Origin of the sequence: Glutamicibacter sp. JC586, from assembly GCF_009805585.1 — a bacterium.
GTDB lineage: Bacteria > Actinomycetota > Actinomycetes > Actinomycetales > Micrococcaceae > Glutamicibacter.
The window spans coordinates 491,532-507,615 of the sequence record NZ_VHIN01000005.1; the positions used below are offsets into that span (position 1 = coordinate 491,532).

Sequence of the window (16,084 nt, forward strand, 5' to 3'; positions counted from 1 at the left end):
TGCTCCTGCGCATTCACTCAGTAAGCGTCGTTGCCGAAACTGGCCATCCGGTCAGCACCTTGGGACGTGGGGGAGCATAGGCGCGCACCTTGGAAGTGCTCAAGTCCATTCGGACCAACGATTCGGCGATGGTCACCGCGGCTCTCACGCCATCAACGATCGGCACTCCGGTCGCCGCGCGGACCTCTTCTTCTAATTCGGCCATGCCCCCACAGCCCAGACAAATGACCTCAGCCTTATCTTGTTCCACGGCAATCCGGGACTGTTCAACGATGGCGGCAACGGCACGTTGCGGCTCAGATTCCAGTTCCAAGACGCCCAGACCGCTGGCGCGCACCGAGGCGAGTCGATCGGTGAGGCCAGCAAGCTTGAGCCGATCTTCAATCAGGGGGACCGCACGGTCCAAGGTTGTCACCACAGAGTACTTGTGCCCGAGGAACTGTGCGGTAGACGCTGCCGCCTCGGTAATGTCTACGACTGGGACATCAAGAAGTTCTTGGAGTCCCTCGCGTCCATGCTCTCCGTAACCGGCCTGGATCACCGCATCAAAAGGCTCCGGATAGCGGACTACCTTATCCATCACGGCAATGGCGGCAAGATAGCTTTCAAAATTTCCTTCGCAAGAGTCCGCCCCGAAGTCGGGGGTTAGCTCGATGATTTCTGTGCCTGGTGAAGCGACCGAGCGGGCCGAGTCGCCGATGGCTTTGGTCATGGACGCGGTGGTATTCACATTCACAATGAGGATTCGCATGCCGCTCCTAGTGTGTTGGGGCCACAGCGATGGCTTCACCATCAATGTCCGCGAAGTCGTGTCGACGCTTAGCCAAGGCAAGGTAGGCCAGCGCGCCGGCGCCGGAACCAAGGAACCATGCGAAGGAACCAACAACATGTAGGGCTGGTACGAAAGCTAGGATCAGCGCGACGACTGAACTGATGACCAGTGCTCCCACTGCTCGGTAGTTCACGCCCCGGGTGAAGTAGTAGGTGCCTTCGGGGGATTCGCGGTACAGATCCATGACGTTGATCCGAGCTTTACGGATCAACCAATAGTCGGCCATGATGATGCCGAATAGTGGGCCGAGCAATGCGCCCAGACCGCCGAGGAAGTAGTTGATGATTTCAGGGGAGTTGTAGAGATTCCACGGAAGAATCACCAAACCAATGACACCGGAAATGATGGCGGCACTGCGGAAGTTTAGATTCTTGGGGAACAAGTTGGTCAGGGCGTAGGTCGGAGCCACGAAGTTGGCCATCAGGTTCACGGCAACGGTCAGCACCAGCAGTGCCGCCGAGGCAAGGATGAGCAAGAAGGTGTTGGGAATGGCAGAGACCACGTCGGACGGTGAGGTGATAATTTTGCCATCGATGGAGAACTGGGTGCCGGTCAGCACCACGACAATACCTCCGAAGAAGAGCATGTTCAGTGGGATGCCAAAGAAGTTGCCCTTGATGATGGACTGCTTGGAGCTGGCTCCACGGGTGAAGTCGCAGAAGTTCAAAACGAACGTGCCGTAGATGGAGACCCATAGTGCGGCCGCGCCGAACATCGCCGCCCACATCGCCCCGCCGGTCTTGGTCTCGCCGGTGCTCAGTGAAATGTTGAAGCCCGATTCAACGAGCATCCAGATGGCTAGGGCGAGGAAAGTGACCAGGATGACTGGACCAGCGAAGGCCTCGTATTTGCGGATCATTTCCATGCCGTAGCTGACGATGACCAGCTGGATGACCCAGAGGGCTATGAAGCAGATCCAGCCTAGGGTGTTGAGTCCGAGGAAGCTGGATTCTTCTAATGTGGCCGCTGCCGGTGCTACCGCAATGACCATGACCGAGAGTACCTGTGAGGCCAGATAGGTCTGAATGCCAAACCAGGCAATGGCTACCGCGCCGCGAATCAGGGCTGGGATCTGGGCGCCGTTGATTCCGAAAGCAATGCGACTCATGACGGGGAAGGGGACGCCGGTCTTTTCGCCCATGAAGCCTGAGAGGGTTAGTAGTGCAAAGAGCAAGGCCGCGCCAATGGCTAGCGCACCGAGGATCTGTCCTGCGCTCATGCCTAGGGCGAAAAGGCCGATGGCGAATGCGTAGTTTCCTAGGGAATGAACGTCGTTAGCCCACAGGGTGAAGATGCTGTAGGCATTCCATGACCGCCCCTGGCGGGTGGTGGGTGCTAGGTCTTGGTTGTACAGGCTAGGGCTGAGCTCGTGTGGATTGGAGCGGTCAATGCCCTGGCCGATCGATGGTTCGATGGTTGGCGCGGCGGAGCTGGACTCCGAAAGTTCTTGCCTCATGGCGAGGTCCTTTTCTCAGAAGGATGCTTCAGGGGGCACGGAATTTCGGGCACGAAGGGCCAGGGAAGAATTCTGTTTCTGAAGCGTGCATGCAAGGCATGCCGGTCTATTCGTAATGGAGGTGCGCGAAGAAGTGCGCTGGAATCAACGGACGCGAGGGTGCGTGCGAGTTACGGATAGATCGGTTGGCCGAAGTTCCGGTAGAACTCGGCTGGAGTACCGACCACTGGCATCTGCGCGCAGGGCAGATCCCAATGCTGGCGTCGCGATGGACCGCCGGTAGGTCGTGCATTCATGGCTGCTCCTGAGCTAGAGAAAGTCACTCCGAGATGTGTGCCACATCAACTGGTTATCAACTGTAAGCCCGGGATTTGGCTACCGCAATAGAAAATCCTGATTTCATTCAGCGGAAATATTGGCGCAATGCTCTCGGTATCAAGACGGAGAAAAACGGGGCTTTTGGGGTGGTTTCTGACGAGCATGTTTCACAGATGAAGCAATCATTACTTGGCATTCAGGCGTGACCTGAGGCCTAATGACGCATTCGAAGCTTGGTGCGAGAAGATGTTTATGCGGGGGTTGACAGCAGTGACGGAGCCCACTTAGTGTTTTCATAAAGCAAAACGCAAATTCCGCAAAGTGGAAATCGTTGAGTATGATCTTGAAGGGGAAACCGGTGACTTACACTCTGAACTGCTCGATACTTCTTAGCGAATTACCACTACTTCAGCGCGCGGACGCAGCACGTCAGGCGGGGTTCGGCAGTGTCGAATTCTGGTGGCCTTTTGCCGAAGCGGTACCCAATGACAAACAGGTCGATGAGTTTGTGGCGTCGTTGAAAGACGCGGGGGTCCAGCTCGACGGGTTGAACCTCTTTGCCGGCGACATGCCAGCAGGCGACCGTGGCCTTGTCTCCTGGGTGGGGCGCGAAGCGGAGTTCAAAGACAACCTTGAAATCGTGGTCGGCATTGCGCAGGCCACCGGCTGCACGGCATTTAACGCACTGTATGGAAATCGCCTCACAGATGTTGCCGCTGAAGCTCAAGATGAACTAGCGCTCAGCAACCTCATTGAAGCAACCGCAGCCGTCAGCAAGATTAACGGAACCATCCTCGTTGAACCGGTGTCTGGCATGGATGCTTATCCGCTGAAGACCGCAGCCCAGGCGCTGAACGTGATCAACAACGTCAAAGCCGGCGGAGCAACAAACATTGCACTCCTAGCCGACTTCTACCACCTGGCGGTCAACGGTGATGACGTCGCAGCTGTCATTGAACAGCACGCCAAAGACTTTGGACATATCCAAATCGCTGACGCGCCAGGACGCGGTGCGCCTGGCACCGGGCAGTTGCCACTTGATGAATGGATCAACCGTTCACGCGAACTGGGCTACACCGGCAAAGTCGCTTTGGAATACAAGCAAGATCTGAGCACCGCATTTGATTGGTTGGCTAACGCAGAGTCGGACGCCTAAAGAACGCCACTGAATTTTTAGGAGCATCACATGACGCAGAACATTGCCTTTATCGGACTGGGCATCATGGGCCTGCCGATGGCCAAGAACCTGATGAGCGCAGGCTTCAACGTTACCGGCTACAACCGCAGCGAAGCGGCAGTCAACGCACTGGCCGAGGCGGGCGGAAGCAAGGCCGCTTCCATCGCCGAAGCCGTCGCCGAGGCTGACGTCATTATCACCATGGTTCCGGATTCTCCCGACGTGCAAGATGTTGTCCTGGGCGAAAACGGCGCTTTCGCCCACGCTAAAGCCGGGGCGCTGTGGATCGATAACTCATCGATTCGCCCGGATGTCGCGGTGTCCCTCGCCGCGGCAGCTCGCGAGGCAGGCCTTCGCCCGCTGGACGCTCCGGTCTCCGGCGGTGAAGCAGGAGCTATCAACGCTGCCCTGTCAATCATGGTTGGCGGCGAACAAGCCGATTTTGATGCGGCCAAACCCGTACTGGAAGCCATCGGAAAGACCATCGTGCTGGTGGGACCAGCCGGTTCCGGACAAACCGTGAAGGCAGCCAACCAGCTGATCGTCGCCGCAAATATCCAAGCGCTAAGTGAAGCAGTCGTTTTCCTCGAAGCCTACGGGGTGGACACCGACGCGGCCATCGAAGTGCTTGGCGGGGGACTGGCCGGCTCAAAGGTTTTGGATCAGAAAGCCCAAAAAATCTTGGACCGCGAATTCGAACCCGGATTCCGTCTTGCCCTCCACAACAAGGACATGGGCATCGTCACCTCGGCGGCTCGCGAAGCCGGGGTCGTATTGCCGCTGGGCGCCCTGATCGCCCAGCTGGTTACCTCCACCGTGGCCTGCGGTGATGGAGCACTGGATCACTCGGCCCTGTACAACGGCGTACAACGCCTGGCCGGCAAGATTGGTGCATCCCAGCCAATCTAGGCCTCACCTATTTCCTACGGTGAGTGGCGCGGTCGGCGCCAGCTTTTCAGGACTTGGCACAAGCCACCAATAACTTCGGGCGCTCGCGACTTTGGTACACGGTAAGTCGCGAGCGACCACAGGTGGATTGTGAAGGCTATGTTCCAGCCCATCACCACGTTCTGGTGCTCAAAGAGCAGGCGCTGTGGTGACTCAAGCACCGCGCCGCCCACCGTAGGTCTATTTTTCTTCCCTAAGGATGTAATTGTCATGCCAAAGATGCGTGCTGTAGATGCCATTGTTCTGATCCTGGAAAAGGAAGGCGCCACCGAAGCTTTCGGTCTTCCCGGAGCTGCTATCAACCCGCTGTATTCGGCGATGAAGGACCACGGCGGTATCCGCCATACCTTGCACCGTCACGTGGAAGGCGCCAGCCATGCCGCCGACGGCTACTCGCGAGCCACCGGTAACATCGGGCTGTGCTTGGGCACCTCGGGCCCGGCCGGCACCGATATGATCACCGGCCTGTATGCGGCGATTGCCGACTCCATCCCGATGCTCTGCATCACTGGTCAAGCGCCGACCAGCGTGCTGCATAAGGAAGACTTTCAAGCGGTGGACATCGAATCCATCGCCAAGCCAGTCACCAAATACGCTTCCACCGTGCTTGAACCGGGACTGGTTCCGGGCACCTTTGCCAAGGCCTTCCAGATCATGCGCTCGGGCCGTCCCGGACCGGCGCTGATCGACCTGCCGATCAACGTACAGATGGCTGAAATCGACTTTGACATTGACGCCTATGAGCCGTTGCCTGTGGTGCGGCCCGAAGCCACTCGCGCTCAAGCAGAGAAGATCGTCGACCTACTGACCTCAGGTGCCAAGCCGATCATCATCGCTGGAGGCGGCATCATCAACGCCAACGCCAGCGAGCAGCTGGTGCAGCTGGCCGAAGAGCTGAACATCCCGGTCTCGCCAACCCTGATGGGTTGGGGTGCCATCCCGGATGATCACCGGTTGCAGTCGGGCATGGTGGGCATCCAGACCCACACCAAATACGGCAACGCCAGCTTCCTGAAATCCGACGTTGTGCTGGGCCTAGGCAACCGCTGGGCCAACCGCCACACCGGCGCCCTGGACACTTACCGGGCCGGGCGCAAATTCATCCACGTGGACATCGAAGCGACCCAGATAGGTCGCGTCTTCTCCCCGGATCTTGGCATCGTCTCCGACGCCAAGGCTGCCATCGAAGCGATCCTTGAGGTAGCCCGCGAACGCAAGGCCGCCGGCACCCTGCCGGATTACAGTGCCTGGTCCGATGAGTGCACCACGCGCAAGTCCACCGGGCATCGCAAGACCAACTTCCAGAACATCCCGATTAAACCGCAGCGCGTGTACCAGGAGATGAACGCGGCCTTCGGTGCGGACACCACCTATGTCTCCACCATCGGCCTCTCGCAGATCGCTGGTGCGCAGATGCTGCATGTGTACCAGCCGCGTCATTGGATCAACGCGGCACAGGCAGGGCCCCTGGGCTGGACCGGACCAGCCGCACTGGGTGTGGTGCGTGGCAAGCCGGGGCAGAAAGTTGTTGCGCTTTCGGGCGACTACGACTTCCAGTTCATGATCGAAGAGCTGGCCGTGGGGGCACAGTTCAAGCTGCCGTATATCCACGTGGTGGTGAACAATTCCTACCTCGGCCTGATCCGCCAGTCCCAGCGCCCCTTCGAGATGGACTATCACGTCTCGTTGGGCTTCGATAACATCAACTCGCCTGAGACCAACGGGTACGGCGTGGACCACGTTAAGGTCGCCGAGGGCCTTGGTTGTAAGGCTGTGCGAATCGAAGATCCGAGCCAGCTGGCTGACGGTTTTGCCCGAGCCAACGCGTTGGCTGCCGAGCATCAAGTTCCCGTGGTGGTTGAAGTAATCCTGGAGAAAGTCACCAACATTTCCATGGGCGCCGCACTGGATGCGGTGAACGAATTTGAAGACCTGGCTCTGCTGCCGGAAGACGCACCAACAGCGTTGGTGCCGATGGGCGCAGGAGCCACCGTGGGCGCATGAAAGACAATCGTCGCCAAGAAGTGAACCCACACATTATTGGCGCGGGGCACCGGTTCACCAATATGGGTGTGCCCCGCGCCACTACCACCTAAACTGGCATTGAGCTGCCAAGCACAAGACCCCTTACCGAGTAGGAACATCGCATGAGCATCAATGAAACCGTTGAGAAAAATCGCGCCGAATCATCCACCGCCGCCACGGAATTCGATGTGGTGCTGCGTGGATCGCGGGTGCTGACAGCCCAAGGAATTGCCCCGCATGAAGTTGGCGTGAAGGACGGCAAGATCGCTGTTGTTGCAGAACTCGGTGCTTCGCTGAGCGGTGCACGGGTCATCGAGGTGGCCGACGATGAAGTGTTGCTGCCGGGTCTGGTGGATACTCACGTGCACGTCAACGAGCCCGGACGAACCGAATGGGAAGGATTCGAGTCGGCCACCAAGGCAGCAGCAGCCGGCGGGGTGACCACGATCGTGGATATGCCATTGAATTCCATCCCGCCCACCGTGAACCTTGAAGCACTGAATATCAAGCGTGAAGCAGCCAGCAAGAACGCCTATGTGAACGTGGGCTTCTGGGGCGGCGCGGTTCCAGGAAACAAGCAGGACCTGCGTGAATTGCATGAAGCCGGGGTCTTTGGGTTTAAGTGCTTCCTACTGCACTCGGGCGTGGACGAATTCCCATCCTTGAGCGTTGACGAGATGGAAGAAGACATGGCCGAGTTGGCCTCCTTCAATTCGCTGATGGTGGTGCACGCCGAAGACGCAGAAATCATTGACAACGCTGAGCAGGCCGCGGGTTCTGAGTACTCACGATTCTTGAACTCTCGCCCCCGCGCAGCAGAAAACACTGCCATTGAGCAAGTGATTGATCGTGCGCGTAAGACCGGCGTTCGTGCCCACGTACTACACCTGTCTAGTTCGGATGCCCTGGAGATGATCCGTGAGGCTAAAGCCGAAGGCATCAAGCTCACGGTGGAAACCTGCCCGCACTACCTGACCCTGTTGGCTGAAGAAATTCCGGATGGTGCCACCGCCTTTAAGTGCTGCCCGCCAATTCGCGAGGATGCTAACCGAGACCTGTTGTGGCAGGGACTGCAAGAAGGAATTATCGACTGTATTGTCTCGGATCATTCGCCGTCAACGATTGATCTGAAGGACGTTGAGAATGGTGACTTCGGTGTGGCTTGGGGTGGCGTCGCTTCGCTGCAACTTGGACTACCGCTGATTTGGAGCGAAGCAAAGAAGCGTGGACTGAACCTTGAACAGGTTGTGACGTGGATGAGTGTTAACCCATCGAAGCTGGCCGGACTAAGCACTAAGGCAGTGATTGAGGAAGGCCGGGACGCTGACTTTGCAGTCTTTGCGCCGGAGGAAACTTTTGCGGTGGACGTGACGAACCTTCACCACAAGAACCCTATTTCCCCGTACCAAGGCAAGGAACTGCATGGTGTCGTGCGGCGCTCCATGATTGCTGGCAACGATGTTGATTTCCAGACACCACACGGGCAGCTTCTTCGCAAAGAAAGCTAAACCGTCAGTAACCGGTGCTCCATTTGAACCCTGTTGCGGGCTTGGATGGAGCATCGGCATATTTAAGCCTGAGGACATGGGCGTCGGGTAACGAACACATATCAATTACCTGAGAACGCCCTTGTTGGGCGTGTGTGGCTCGTAGGCTGGACCCATAATGGTGACGACGATGCGCTTACTTCCGACTTCAGGGACAGGTATGAACATGGGCTCTGCTCCTTCACTGCTGACCAAAGCAATAAAAGATCTGGCCTTGAACGAAGTGATCCTTCTGTCGGTCATTGTCGCGTTGTTTCTACTCGCGGTGGTTGTCACTTTCGGCATTAAGATCTATCTGCATCAGCGGCACTCGGTGGAGTCTTCGGCTGAGAAGGACGTTGAGCAGATGCCCGAAGCCTCAGCTGAAAACCTCAATCGCCCAGCTCCGGTACGGGCTGCCGTGACGCCCCGCGACGGTGGTGCGATGCCCCTCGGATTGCGCAACTCGGAACCGGCCATGAGTAAGTTTGAAAACGGTCGCTGACGGATTTTTTCCTTCACTTCGCACCCATACAGCAACAGAAGTGTAGTTATTGAACTGGTAGACCGTAGGATCAACTCATGAGCGAAAACACCGTTGAGCCGTTGCCTCCGGTTAATCAATTCGCCTGCGCGAAGATGTGGGCCGACTATCTAGCCAACCGTGGCATCAGTGAAGAACAAGCACCACACCAAGTCGCCGAATCTTTTGGTGACAACCCGGCTCTGGCCGATGAGCTGCTCAACGAGATCCTGCACGGCACGAAGCGTGCCACCTCATCCTTGGCTAGTGAATACGTCTATTACAACGAACGTGTTCCTCAGCCAGATGATCACTGCATTATTTGTGATGGTGCAGGTGAGCCCAGGGCGATCCTGCGCATTATCAGCGTGGACCGGGGCACCTTCTTTGATGTAGATCCAGAGTTTGCCGCTGCTGAGGGTGAAGGCGATCTGTCTTTGGCCTATTGGCGGCGTGAACATGAAAAGTTTTGGCGCAGGACCCAGAAATCAATCGGGAATCAGTGGACGCCGGAAGATACGTTGACGCCCGGCGGCGAATTGATCTTAGAAAGATTTGAGATCTGCTGGCCCGCAGAATTCGCTGACAAATAGCAAGCGCAGAACAAGAAGCACGAACGAAAGGTTGACGATGTCGATTGTTGTCATCAATGCACTCTCGGTTCCAGAAGGCGCCGGAGAAGAACTAGAAAAGCGATTCGCTGCACGCAAGGAGTCGGTCGATTCTTCCCCAGGTTTTGAAGGCTTTAAGCTGCTGCGTCCGGTCAATGGCGAAGACCGCTACTTCGTGTACACGCAGTGGGCAACGCGTGCAGACTTTGAAAACTGGCGCGACCAGCGTTCGGGCGCCGCGCACGCCGGCAGTGAAGGCAAGAAGCCTGTCGCCCATGGTGCGGACTTGATGGAATTCGAGATCGTCGAGCTCTAAAACGAGCCGAAACTCGACGGGGAGCGGGAAGATCCAGTGGGTCTTTCTGCCCCACCTTTTTGAGTGGTTATCAATCGACTCGCACCGGTGCCGAAGAGGTGGCCTTCGAGGTGTGGAAGACCGAATGGACCACCAATGCTGCCCCTAGGGCGATGCACAGGATCGCGCCGATCATGAACGTCATGTTGATACCCGCAGGGCTGGCAGCCCCATTGGAACTTGCATGGGTGGCAATGATGGCCGCCGAGATCGCGGTGCCAAAGGACGAGCCTACGGTGCGCAGGACCTGGTTAAAGCTGACCGAGCTGCCCAATTCCTGGATTGCGACACTACGGGCGATCAGTGCAGGCATTGCCGCATAGCTGGCGCCCATGCCAAGGCCGAAAACCAGCATACTCAAAAGAATCTCCCAGAGCTGCGAGTGCAAAAGCCACAACAGGGTACCGGCCAGGGACATGATGATCGCGCCAACGGGAAGCATGATCTGGATGCCAACCTTCTTGGCCAAGATTCGCACAATTCTGTTGGCCGTGAAGCTTCCGACAGACAGCGGGAAGATGACAAACCCGGCCCAGAACACCGGAAGGCTCAGTCCATATCCCGTGGATTCTCCGGCTTGGGCCACCAAGGAAGCCACCGACATGCCAATGTACAGTGCAGCGCCAAGGGCGATGGCGGAAATGTTGGCCAGTAGGACATCGCCCTGCTTCAGCGTGCGCAGGTTGATCAGCGGGTGATCCAGCTTGTTTTCAACCAGCACCCAGATGGTCAGGATGACGGACGCAACCACCAGAAGCACCAAGATCGGCAGCGAACCCCAACCCCATTTTGGCCCTTCCGAAATGGCCAAGAGCAGGGATCCCAGACCAGTAGCTAGCAAGAGGGTTCCGGCGTAGTCGAATGGGTGTGAGGCGGCCTGGGTATCCGGGCCTGCGGGCAGGACCTTCCAAACGACGATGATGGTGGCCAGGACAAAAAGCGCGCCAAACCAGAAGGCGGAGCTGTAGTCGAACAGCCCGGCGATAATGCCGGTGAGCGGATAGCCGATGCCAATGCCGGAAGAGACCGTCACGGACAGCGATGAGATCGCTGGCTGGACCTTAGCTTGCTCGATGTATCTGCGGGCGATGGAAATCGTGATAGGTACGATGCCGTAGGACAGGCCCTGTAAGGCGCGGCCGGTGAGAAATAGTGGGAAGCTCGGTGCCGCTGCTGCCAAGACGGATCCAACGAACATGATGCTTAGGGAAATCAGTAGCAAGCGCTTTTTATGCGGCCCGTCGCTCAGGCGGCCCAGGATTGGCGTGGCAATGGCACCGGCGAGCAGGTTGACGGTCAACATCCATTGCGCGGTGGCCACGTCGACATTGAACTGCGACGAAATCGACGGGACCAGCAGCATTCCCAGCGAGGAAACGATGGCTGTGGCCAAGGCCGCGAAGACCAGGGTGGGAAGCAGTGCTTTTTGACTGGTCGGGTTCATCAATTCGTCGCCTTCCCGATTTTCGCCAGAGCCGGGATGGCGTCGTGGACGAGCTTCAATTCCTCGGCGCTCAGTTCATTGCCGATGGCGTCTTTGAGTGCTTGGCGTCCGAGAGCGATTTCGGCGTGAAGTTTCTGGCGTCCGGCCTCGGTGAGGTGGAACCAGAGTTTGCGGCGGTCGGATTCATCTTTGTGGCGTTCGATGAATCCGAGCGATTCGAGTTCCTTGGTGGTCAGCGAGATGGCTTGCTGGCTGACACCGATGGCGTGGCTCAGTTGTGTGGCGCTGAGGTGTTCTTCTGCTGCGAGAGCACGGAGGATGCCGACTTTTCCGGGGGAGATGGTTCGTGCTGAGTGCACGATTCTCAGTAGCGGGAAGATTGCGTCAAAGAGAAGCTGAGGCAGGTCGTCGACCTCCAAAGAGTATTGCATAGTTACAGAATACAATTAACTTGTACAAGTTTGTTGTTGAAGGATGTAGCCTAGCTTCGGAACACTTAAGGCATTCGACAATGTGTAAGCTTCTGCAATGTACGGAAGTATTACTGAAAGGTGCTGTCGTGCTCGACATCAAAAGACTGCAGATTCTTCTGGCCGTCGTTGAGGGTGGATCGGTCACAGCTGCCGCAGACGAACTTTTCTACACGCCATCCGGTGTTTCCCAGCAACTGCGCAAGCTCGAAGAAGAGGTCGGCCAACCGCTCTTGCAGCGACATGCGCGTGGAATGATACCCACTGATGCGGGGCATGTTTTGGCGGGGCACGCTCGCTCGATTTTGCGTCAAATGGATGCCGCTGTTGCAGATCTGGATCAGCTGGCCGGTCTAAAAAGTGGCAGCCTGAGTTTGGGGACTTTCCCAACTCTTGGCAGTTCCTTCTTGCCGCAGGTCATTAGCAAGTTCCGCAAGATGTACCCATCGATCAAGCTGGATGTGCGTAGTACCAGGTTGCAGGAGCTGATGGGATTACTCTCGCGTGGGGAGATTTCCCTTGGTTTGCTCTGGGAGTATGACTGGATGCCACTGAATCGGGCAGATTTTGAACTCACCACACTATTTACCGAACCAACGGTGCTGATTGTTGGCGCCGATCATCCGCTGGCTGAATTTGATGAAGTGGATATGGCGGCTACCTCAGGGGATCACTGGATCGTCAGGGCTAATATGCATCCGGTAGCCGAGCTGTTGGAGCGTTCATGTAACGCGGCAGGGTTCTCGCCGAAAATTTCCTTCCAGGCCAATGATTACCAAGAAGCTCAAGCGATGGTCTCTGTCGGCTTGGGTATTGCCTTGGCGCCGCAGTCGGCAGTGATGAACCCGCATCCAGGAGTCAAGATCCTTTCACTGGGTGAAGGTGCCGCAGCGCGAAGTGTCGTTTTGGCGCAGCGCCGGGACCGCGTTCGTGCGCCTGCTGAAAATGCGTTCCAGACTCTGCTTGTTGATATGGGCAAGACCTGGCTCGGGTAATTAGCGAACAAGGGACGCTGATCGATCAACACGACCGAGCCTCGACATTTAGGCGGTCCCGAGCTATCAAGTAAATGCTCCGCACTCCTGTGTTGTGCCTGGATGCCGCTAGGACAAAAGTCTTGACCAGATTTGAGTGGTGTTCTAGGCTTCAATATAAACTGATATACCAACTGGATATTAAGCATTGGAAGTCGTTTCGCGCGTTCCGGCATCCCTGCTCCGGCGGATAAATGCGACGCAGGATGCAGTCGAAACCAGTTGGGATCAAGCAGTCTTGCCGTGAATTCTGAGCGAGGAAAAATCCATGATCTCTACTGAAACTGTCTCCAGTTATCTTGAGCGGTTAGCCTCCAGAGCCCCCGCACCTGGAGGGGGAGCGGCTGCGGCTCTGCACGCTGCGCAAGGTGCGGCTCTAGTGTCGATGGTTGCAGAATTTACCTCAGGTCCACGGTATGCCCAGGTCGAAGAGCAAGCTCAGCTCATCGCTGAATCTGCAAAGCAGCTCTTGAACGAAGCGGTGCATGCGGCCGAAGAAGATGAGCGACTCTTTGGCTTACTCAGCGATGCCTACGGTCTGCCAAAGGACGATGAAGAGCAGAAGTCCATCCGCCGCGAAGCGATTGGCAACGCCACCATTGAAGCCGCAGTGCCCTTGGTCTCTACGGTTGATGTGGCATCAAAAGTCATCAAACTAGCTCAAGAACTATTGCCCATAGGTAATCGCTCGGTTTCGAGCGACGTGGCAGCCGCAACCCAGTCGGCACGCGCCGCTCTGGGGATCGCGCTGGTCACCCTCGAAATGAATATTGCTGCCATTAAAGATGAGCCAGCGCGCGAGCGTCTAACCCAATGGACTAACGTGGCGAGCGAAATGATTGGCGAAGCTGAAGAGCTCAGCTTTCAGGTGCGCTCGGCGGTGTCAGTATGACGGCACGACGCCTGAGCGGTAAGGCGGTAGCCGAAGAGATTCGGGCGCAGAGCGCTCAGTTGGTGGCAAGTCTGACCTGGGACGGTTTTGAAGCGAAATTGGCGGTTATTTTGGCTACCGACAACGAGGCGACCGCTTGGTATGTGCGCTCAATTGAACGAGCTGCGAGTGCGCAAGGTGTTGAATGTCAGGTCATCGAACAGCTCGGAGCCAGCCAAGATCAACTCGCTGTCACCATTACAGCACTCAATGGGGACGAGTCTGTTCACGGAATTATTCTCCAGACACCGTTACCTCAAGGCGTGGACTCCGCAGCGTTGGTGCAACTTATTGACCCAGCCAAAGATATTGATGGTGCCAATCCACTGAGCTTGGGGCGTTTGAGTGTCGGGCAGCCCGCTTTTGCCCCAGCTACTGCACGATCGGTGATTGAGATTCTTGAGTACTACCGGATCCCGCTGGCCGGCCAGCATGTAGCGGTGGTCGGACGTTCGGCCGTAGTGGGCAAACCATTGTCTCAGTTATTGTTGCAACGCGATGCCACGGTGAGCATCTGCCATTCCAGAACGCCGGATCTGTCCGCATTCACCAAGAGCGCCGCGGTGACGGTCATGGCCGTCGGGCGAGCCAACCTACTCACCGGAGACCAGGTCGCAGATTCATCGGTAGTGATCGACGTGGGAACCAATGTTGACGATGAAGGTGCGTTGGTCGGGGATGTCCATGCGGCGTCGGTTCAGCCCAAGGTTCGTGCACTGAGCCCAGTCCCCGGCGGCGTTGGCACGGTGACCACTGCGTTGCTCATACTGCATACGGTGCAGGCGGCAACAAAAGTTTGCGAGAGCATCATGTGGAGAGGAGATGAGAGGAGAGCAGATGGCCACACGCCGGTAACTGTACGCCAGCGTTCGGGACGATATTAGCGGGCAATCCAGTCCGCGGTAGCGCGATGACTGTTGGAACGGCTGATGCTAGGCGCAGCGATGAATCGACATGGGGTTGTCCGACAGCGCAGTGAAGTGGGATCTGTTGTTCGGATGCTGCCCTGAAGCCGCCTCATCTTTGATTCTGGAGGTCAAAGATGCGGCGGCTTTTTGCTGCTCAATACGTAGAAGAGAAACTGGAAGTTTGTGAGGATGCCCGGGGGAGGACGGAACCAAAATCGCGAACCGACGTAATGATCTTGCGGGCTTTGAGGATGCGATAGTCCTATCCAAAAATCGGTATTGTTTTGGTACTGTTCGAATAATGCTGGAAACCTGGCGGAAGCTAGGTGAGCCCTTGCAGGCATGTCGTCCAATGAAGATATTGAATCGAGTATTGACCGTGGTTGGAATTGACCATAGAGTCTCTTGGCTTTTGAGCGCACATTGTTTGGTGTAGGGCCAGCATCGATCACCGAATGATGCCAGAGGCGACTGTGGTGAGCGCAGCGATTGCGCAGGTAAACCAAAGATCTGATCCGATACGGGAATCCGGCTTTAGAAACGCCGATACTGGCGGCCACTGAGCTGGCAAGAGCTCCTCTGCCGCCTCGCTCGATTACTTTCGATATGGTTCCGAAAGACCACGATTCAGCGGCGGATCTTACGGGGAGATCCTCAAACGGTGGTCCATTGTCGTTTGCATTTCCATAACGCAGAATATGTCTGTCGCGACTGCGAGCGATTTCTCGACGGCAGGATGGTTGGGTCCCTTTAAACAGTCCAGCAGCTATGCGATAGCTAACTGATTCTCTCTAACCCATTCATCCCAAAACCGGGACGGCGTCAACCCATCCAAAGACCCATGGGGCGCTCATGATTGTAAATGTCCTTCCATTCATCAGCCAAATACTTCGCTTCCACCATAGTGTCCATAATTTCCCCGGAAAGCTGTTCACGTCGGAACTGCGCATTGAACGACTCAATAAAACCGTTCTGCCTCGGCGAACCCGGATCGATAAACGCAGTGGACGCCCCCACAGCGTTGCACCAATCCACCAGCGCGCCAGCAGTGAACTCAGGACCGTTATCACACCGCACAAACGTTGGCTGAATCCCAGTTTCAGCAATGATGTCCTCTAAAACAGCAACCACATCAGCAGCCTTGAAAGACCGCCGCGGAATAATCGCCAATGCGGTCCGCGTGTACTCATCAATGACATTCAAGAACCGGATATGACGGCCACAAAAGGTGACATCCGACTGGAAATCAAAGCTCAGTACATGCATCGGATACGTTGCGGTCAACCGCTTTTGCTCGCCGGCTCCAGGGCCGGTGCGGCGTTTCTTGCGACGCTTCGGCTTACAGACCAGGCCTTCTTCTCGCCATAATCGTCTGATGCGCTTGCTGTTCAAGACAGTGTCTTTCCCCCGTTCGGTGGCCAGCAAGTGCCAGCGGGCTTTGCGCCATCCCCACGTTGGATGCTTAGACGCGATGGCCCTCAAGTCGGCTCGTAGCTGCGCTTCGTCAAAGCTCATCGGTGATTTTT

General features: G+C 56.7%; 17 protein-coding genes and 1 pseudogene. 10 read left to right on the forward strand and 8 right to left on the reverse strand.

What is annotated here, in order from left to right:
* Positions 1–13: 13 nt before the first annotated feature.
* The 3 genes from FJV47_RS05840 to FJV47_RS16685 form a co-directional block, all read right to left on the reverse strand.
* Positions 14–751 (reverse strand): aspartate/glutamate racemase family protein, encoded by a 738-nt coding sequence (locus FJV47_RS05840; protein WP_159610898.1) that lies wholly within the window; start codon positions 749–751, stop codon positions 14–16.
* 7 nt (positions 752–758) lie between these two features.
* Positions 759–2,288 (reverse strand): NCS1 family nucleobase:cation symporter-1, encoded by a 1,530-nt coding sequence (locus FJV47_RS05845; RefSeq protein WP_159610900.1) that lies wholly within the window; start codon positions 2,286–2,288, stop codon positions 759–761.
* A gap of 170 nt (positions 2,289–2,458) precedes the next feature.
* Positions 2,459–2,584 carry a hypothetical protein gene (locus FJV47_RS16685; protein WP_255474744.1) on the reverse strand — a complete coding sequence of 42 codons (126 nt, stop codon included), beginning with the start codon at positions 2,582–2,584 and terminating at the stop codon, positions 2,459–2,461.
* Positions 2,585–2,964: 380 nt separating this feature from the next.
* On the opposite strand from FJV47_RS16685, the gene FJV47_RS05850 reads away from it, so the two are divergent.
* Complete coding sequence (locus FJV47_RS05850; RefSeq protein WP_159610902.1) at positions 2,965–3,762, forward strand: hydroxypyruvate isomerase family protein; 798 nt, start codon at positions 2,965–2,967, stop codon at positions 3,760–3,762.
* A 30-nt stretch (positions 3,763–3,792) separates the two neighbouring features.
* Positions 3,793–4,692: a 2-hydroxy-3-oxopropionate reductase gene (locus tag FJV47_RS05855; protein WP_159610904.1), complete on the forward strand. Its 900-nt coding sequence runs from the start codon at positions 3,793–3,795 to the stop codon at positions 4,690–4,692.
* 14 nt (positions 4,693–4,706) lie between these two features.
* Here FJV47_RS05855 and FJV47_RS05860 read toward each other — a convergent pair whose 3' ends face one another.
* A complete protein-coding gene (locus FJV47_RS05860) occupies positions 4,707–4,970 on the reverse strand; it encodes a hypothetical protein (RefSeq protein WP_159610906.1) in 264 nt (87 codons plus the stop codon).
* Between FJV47_RS05860 and gcl the strand changes: the two genes are divergently transcribed.
* From gcl to FJV47_RS05885, 5 genes are all read left to right on the forward strand, one after another.
* On the forward strand, positions 4,942–6,735 hold the full coding sequence (gene gcl, locus FJV47_RS05865) for a glyoxylate carboligase (RefSeq protein WP_159610907.1): 1,794 nt from the start codon (positions 4,942–4,944) through the stop codon (positions 6,733–6,735). The genes FJV47_RS05860 and gcl overlap by 29 nt on opposite strands.
* Before the next feature lie 143 nt (positions 6,736–6,878).
* Complete coding sequence (gene allB / locus FJV47_RS05870; RefSeq protein WP_159610909.1) at positions 6,879–8,264, forward strand: allantoinase AllB; 1,386 nt, start codon at positions 6,879–6,881, stop codon at positions 8,262–8,264.
* A 205-nt stretch (positions 8,265–8,469) separates the two neighbouring features.
* Positions 8,470–8,787 carry a hypothetical protein gene (locus FJV47_RS05875; RefSeq protein ID WP_159610911.1) on the forward strand — a complete coding sequence of 106 codons (318 nt, stop codon included), beginning with the start codon at positions 8,470–8,472 and terminating at the stop codon, positions 8,785–8,787.
* A gap of 77 nt (positions 8,788–8,864) precedes the next feature.
* A complete protein-coding gene (locus tag FJV47_RS05880; protein WP_159610913.1) occupies positions 8,865–9,398 on the forward strand; it encodes an ASCH domain-containing protein in 534 nt (177 codons plus the stop codon).
* Between the two features lie 37 nt (positions 9,399–9,435).
* The gene (locus tag FJV47_RS05885; protein ID WP_159610915.1) at positions 9,436–9,732 is read left to right on the forward strand and encodes an antibiotic biosynthesis monooxygenase; all 297 of its coding nucleotides are present in this window, start codon (positions 9,436–9,438) and stop codon (positions 9,730–9,732) included.
* 70 nt (positions 9,733–9,802) lie between these two features.
* On the opposite strand, the gene FJV47_RS05890 is transcribed toward FJV47_RS05885, so the two are convergent.
* Both FJV47_RS05890 and FJV47_RS05895 read right to left on the reverse strand, forming a co-directional pair.
* A complete protein-coding gene (locus tag FJV47_RS05890; protein ID WP_159610917.1) occupies positions 9,803–11,215 on the reverse strand; it encodes an MFS transporter in 1,413 nt (470 codons plus the stop codon).
* Positions 11,215–11,646 (reverse strand): MarR family winged helix-turn-helix transcriptional regulator, encoded by a 432-nt coding sequence (locus FJV47_RS05895; RefSeq protein WP_159610919.1) that lies wholly within the window; start codon positions 11,644–11,646, stop codon positions 11,215–11,217. The genes FJV47_RS05890 and FJV47_RS05895 overlap by 1 nt, the downstream gene beginning before the upstream one ends.
* Before the next feature lie 128 nt (positions 11,647–11,774).
* Here FJV47_RS05895 and FJV47_RS05900 point away from each other — a divergent pair, with 128 nt between their 5' ends.
* From FJV47_RS05900 to FJV47_RS05910, 3 genes are all read left to right on the forward strand, one after another.
* Positions 11,775–12,680 (forward strand): LysR family transcriptional regulator, encoded by a 906-nt coding sequence (locus tag FJV47_RS05900; RefSeq protein ID WP_200831952.1) that lies wholly within the window; start codon positions 11,775–11,777, stop codon positions 12,678–12,680.
* 307 nt (positions 12,681–12,987) lie between these two features.
* A complete protein-coding gene (locus FJV47_RS05905; RefSeq protein ID WP_159610923.1) occupies positions 12,988–13,611 on the forward strand; it encodes a cyclodeaminase/cyclohydrolase family protein in 624 nt (207 codons plus the stop codon).
* A complete protein-coding gene (locus FJV47_RS05910) occupies positions 13,608–14,534 on the forward strand; it encodes a bifunctional 5,10-methylenetetrahydrofolate dehydrogenase/5,10-methenyltetrahydrofolate cyclohydrolase (RefSeq protein ID WP_159610925.1) in 927 nt (308 codons plus the stop codon). The genes FJV47_RS05905 and FJV47_RS05910 overlap by 4 nt, the downstream gene beginning before the upstream one ends.
* A gap of 152 nt (positions 14,535–14,686) precedes the next feature.
* Here FJV47_RS05910 and FJV47_RS05915 read toward each other — a convergent pair whose 3' ends face one another.
* Positions 14,687–15,328 carry an Abi family protein gene (locus FJV47_RS05915; RefSeq protein ID WP_159610997.1) on the reverse strand — a complete coding sequence of 214 codons (642 nt, stop codon included), beginning with the start codon at positions 15,326–15,328 and terminating at the stop codon, positions 14,687–14,689.
* Positions 15,325–16,084, reverse strand: a pseudogene (locus FJV47_RS05920) (IS3 family transposase); the annotation flags it as partial. The gene FJV47_RS05915 and the pseudogene FJV47_RS05920, both read right to left, overlap by 4 nt.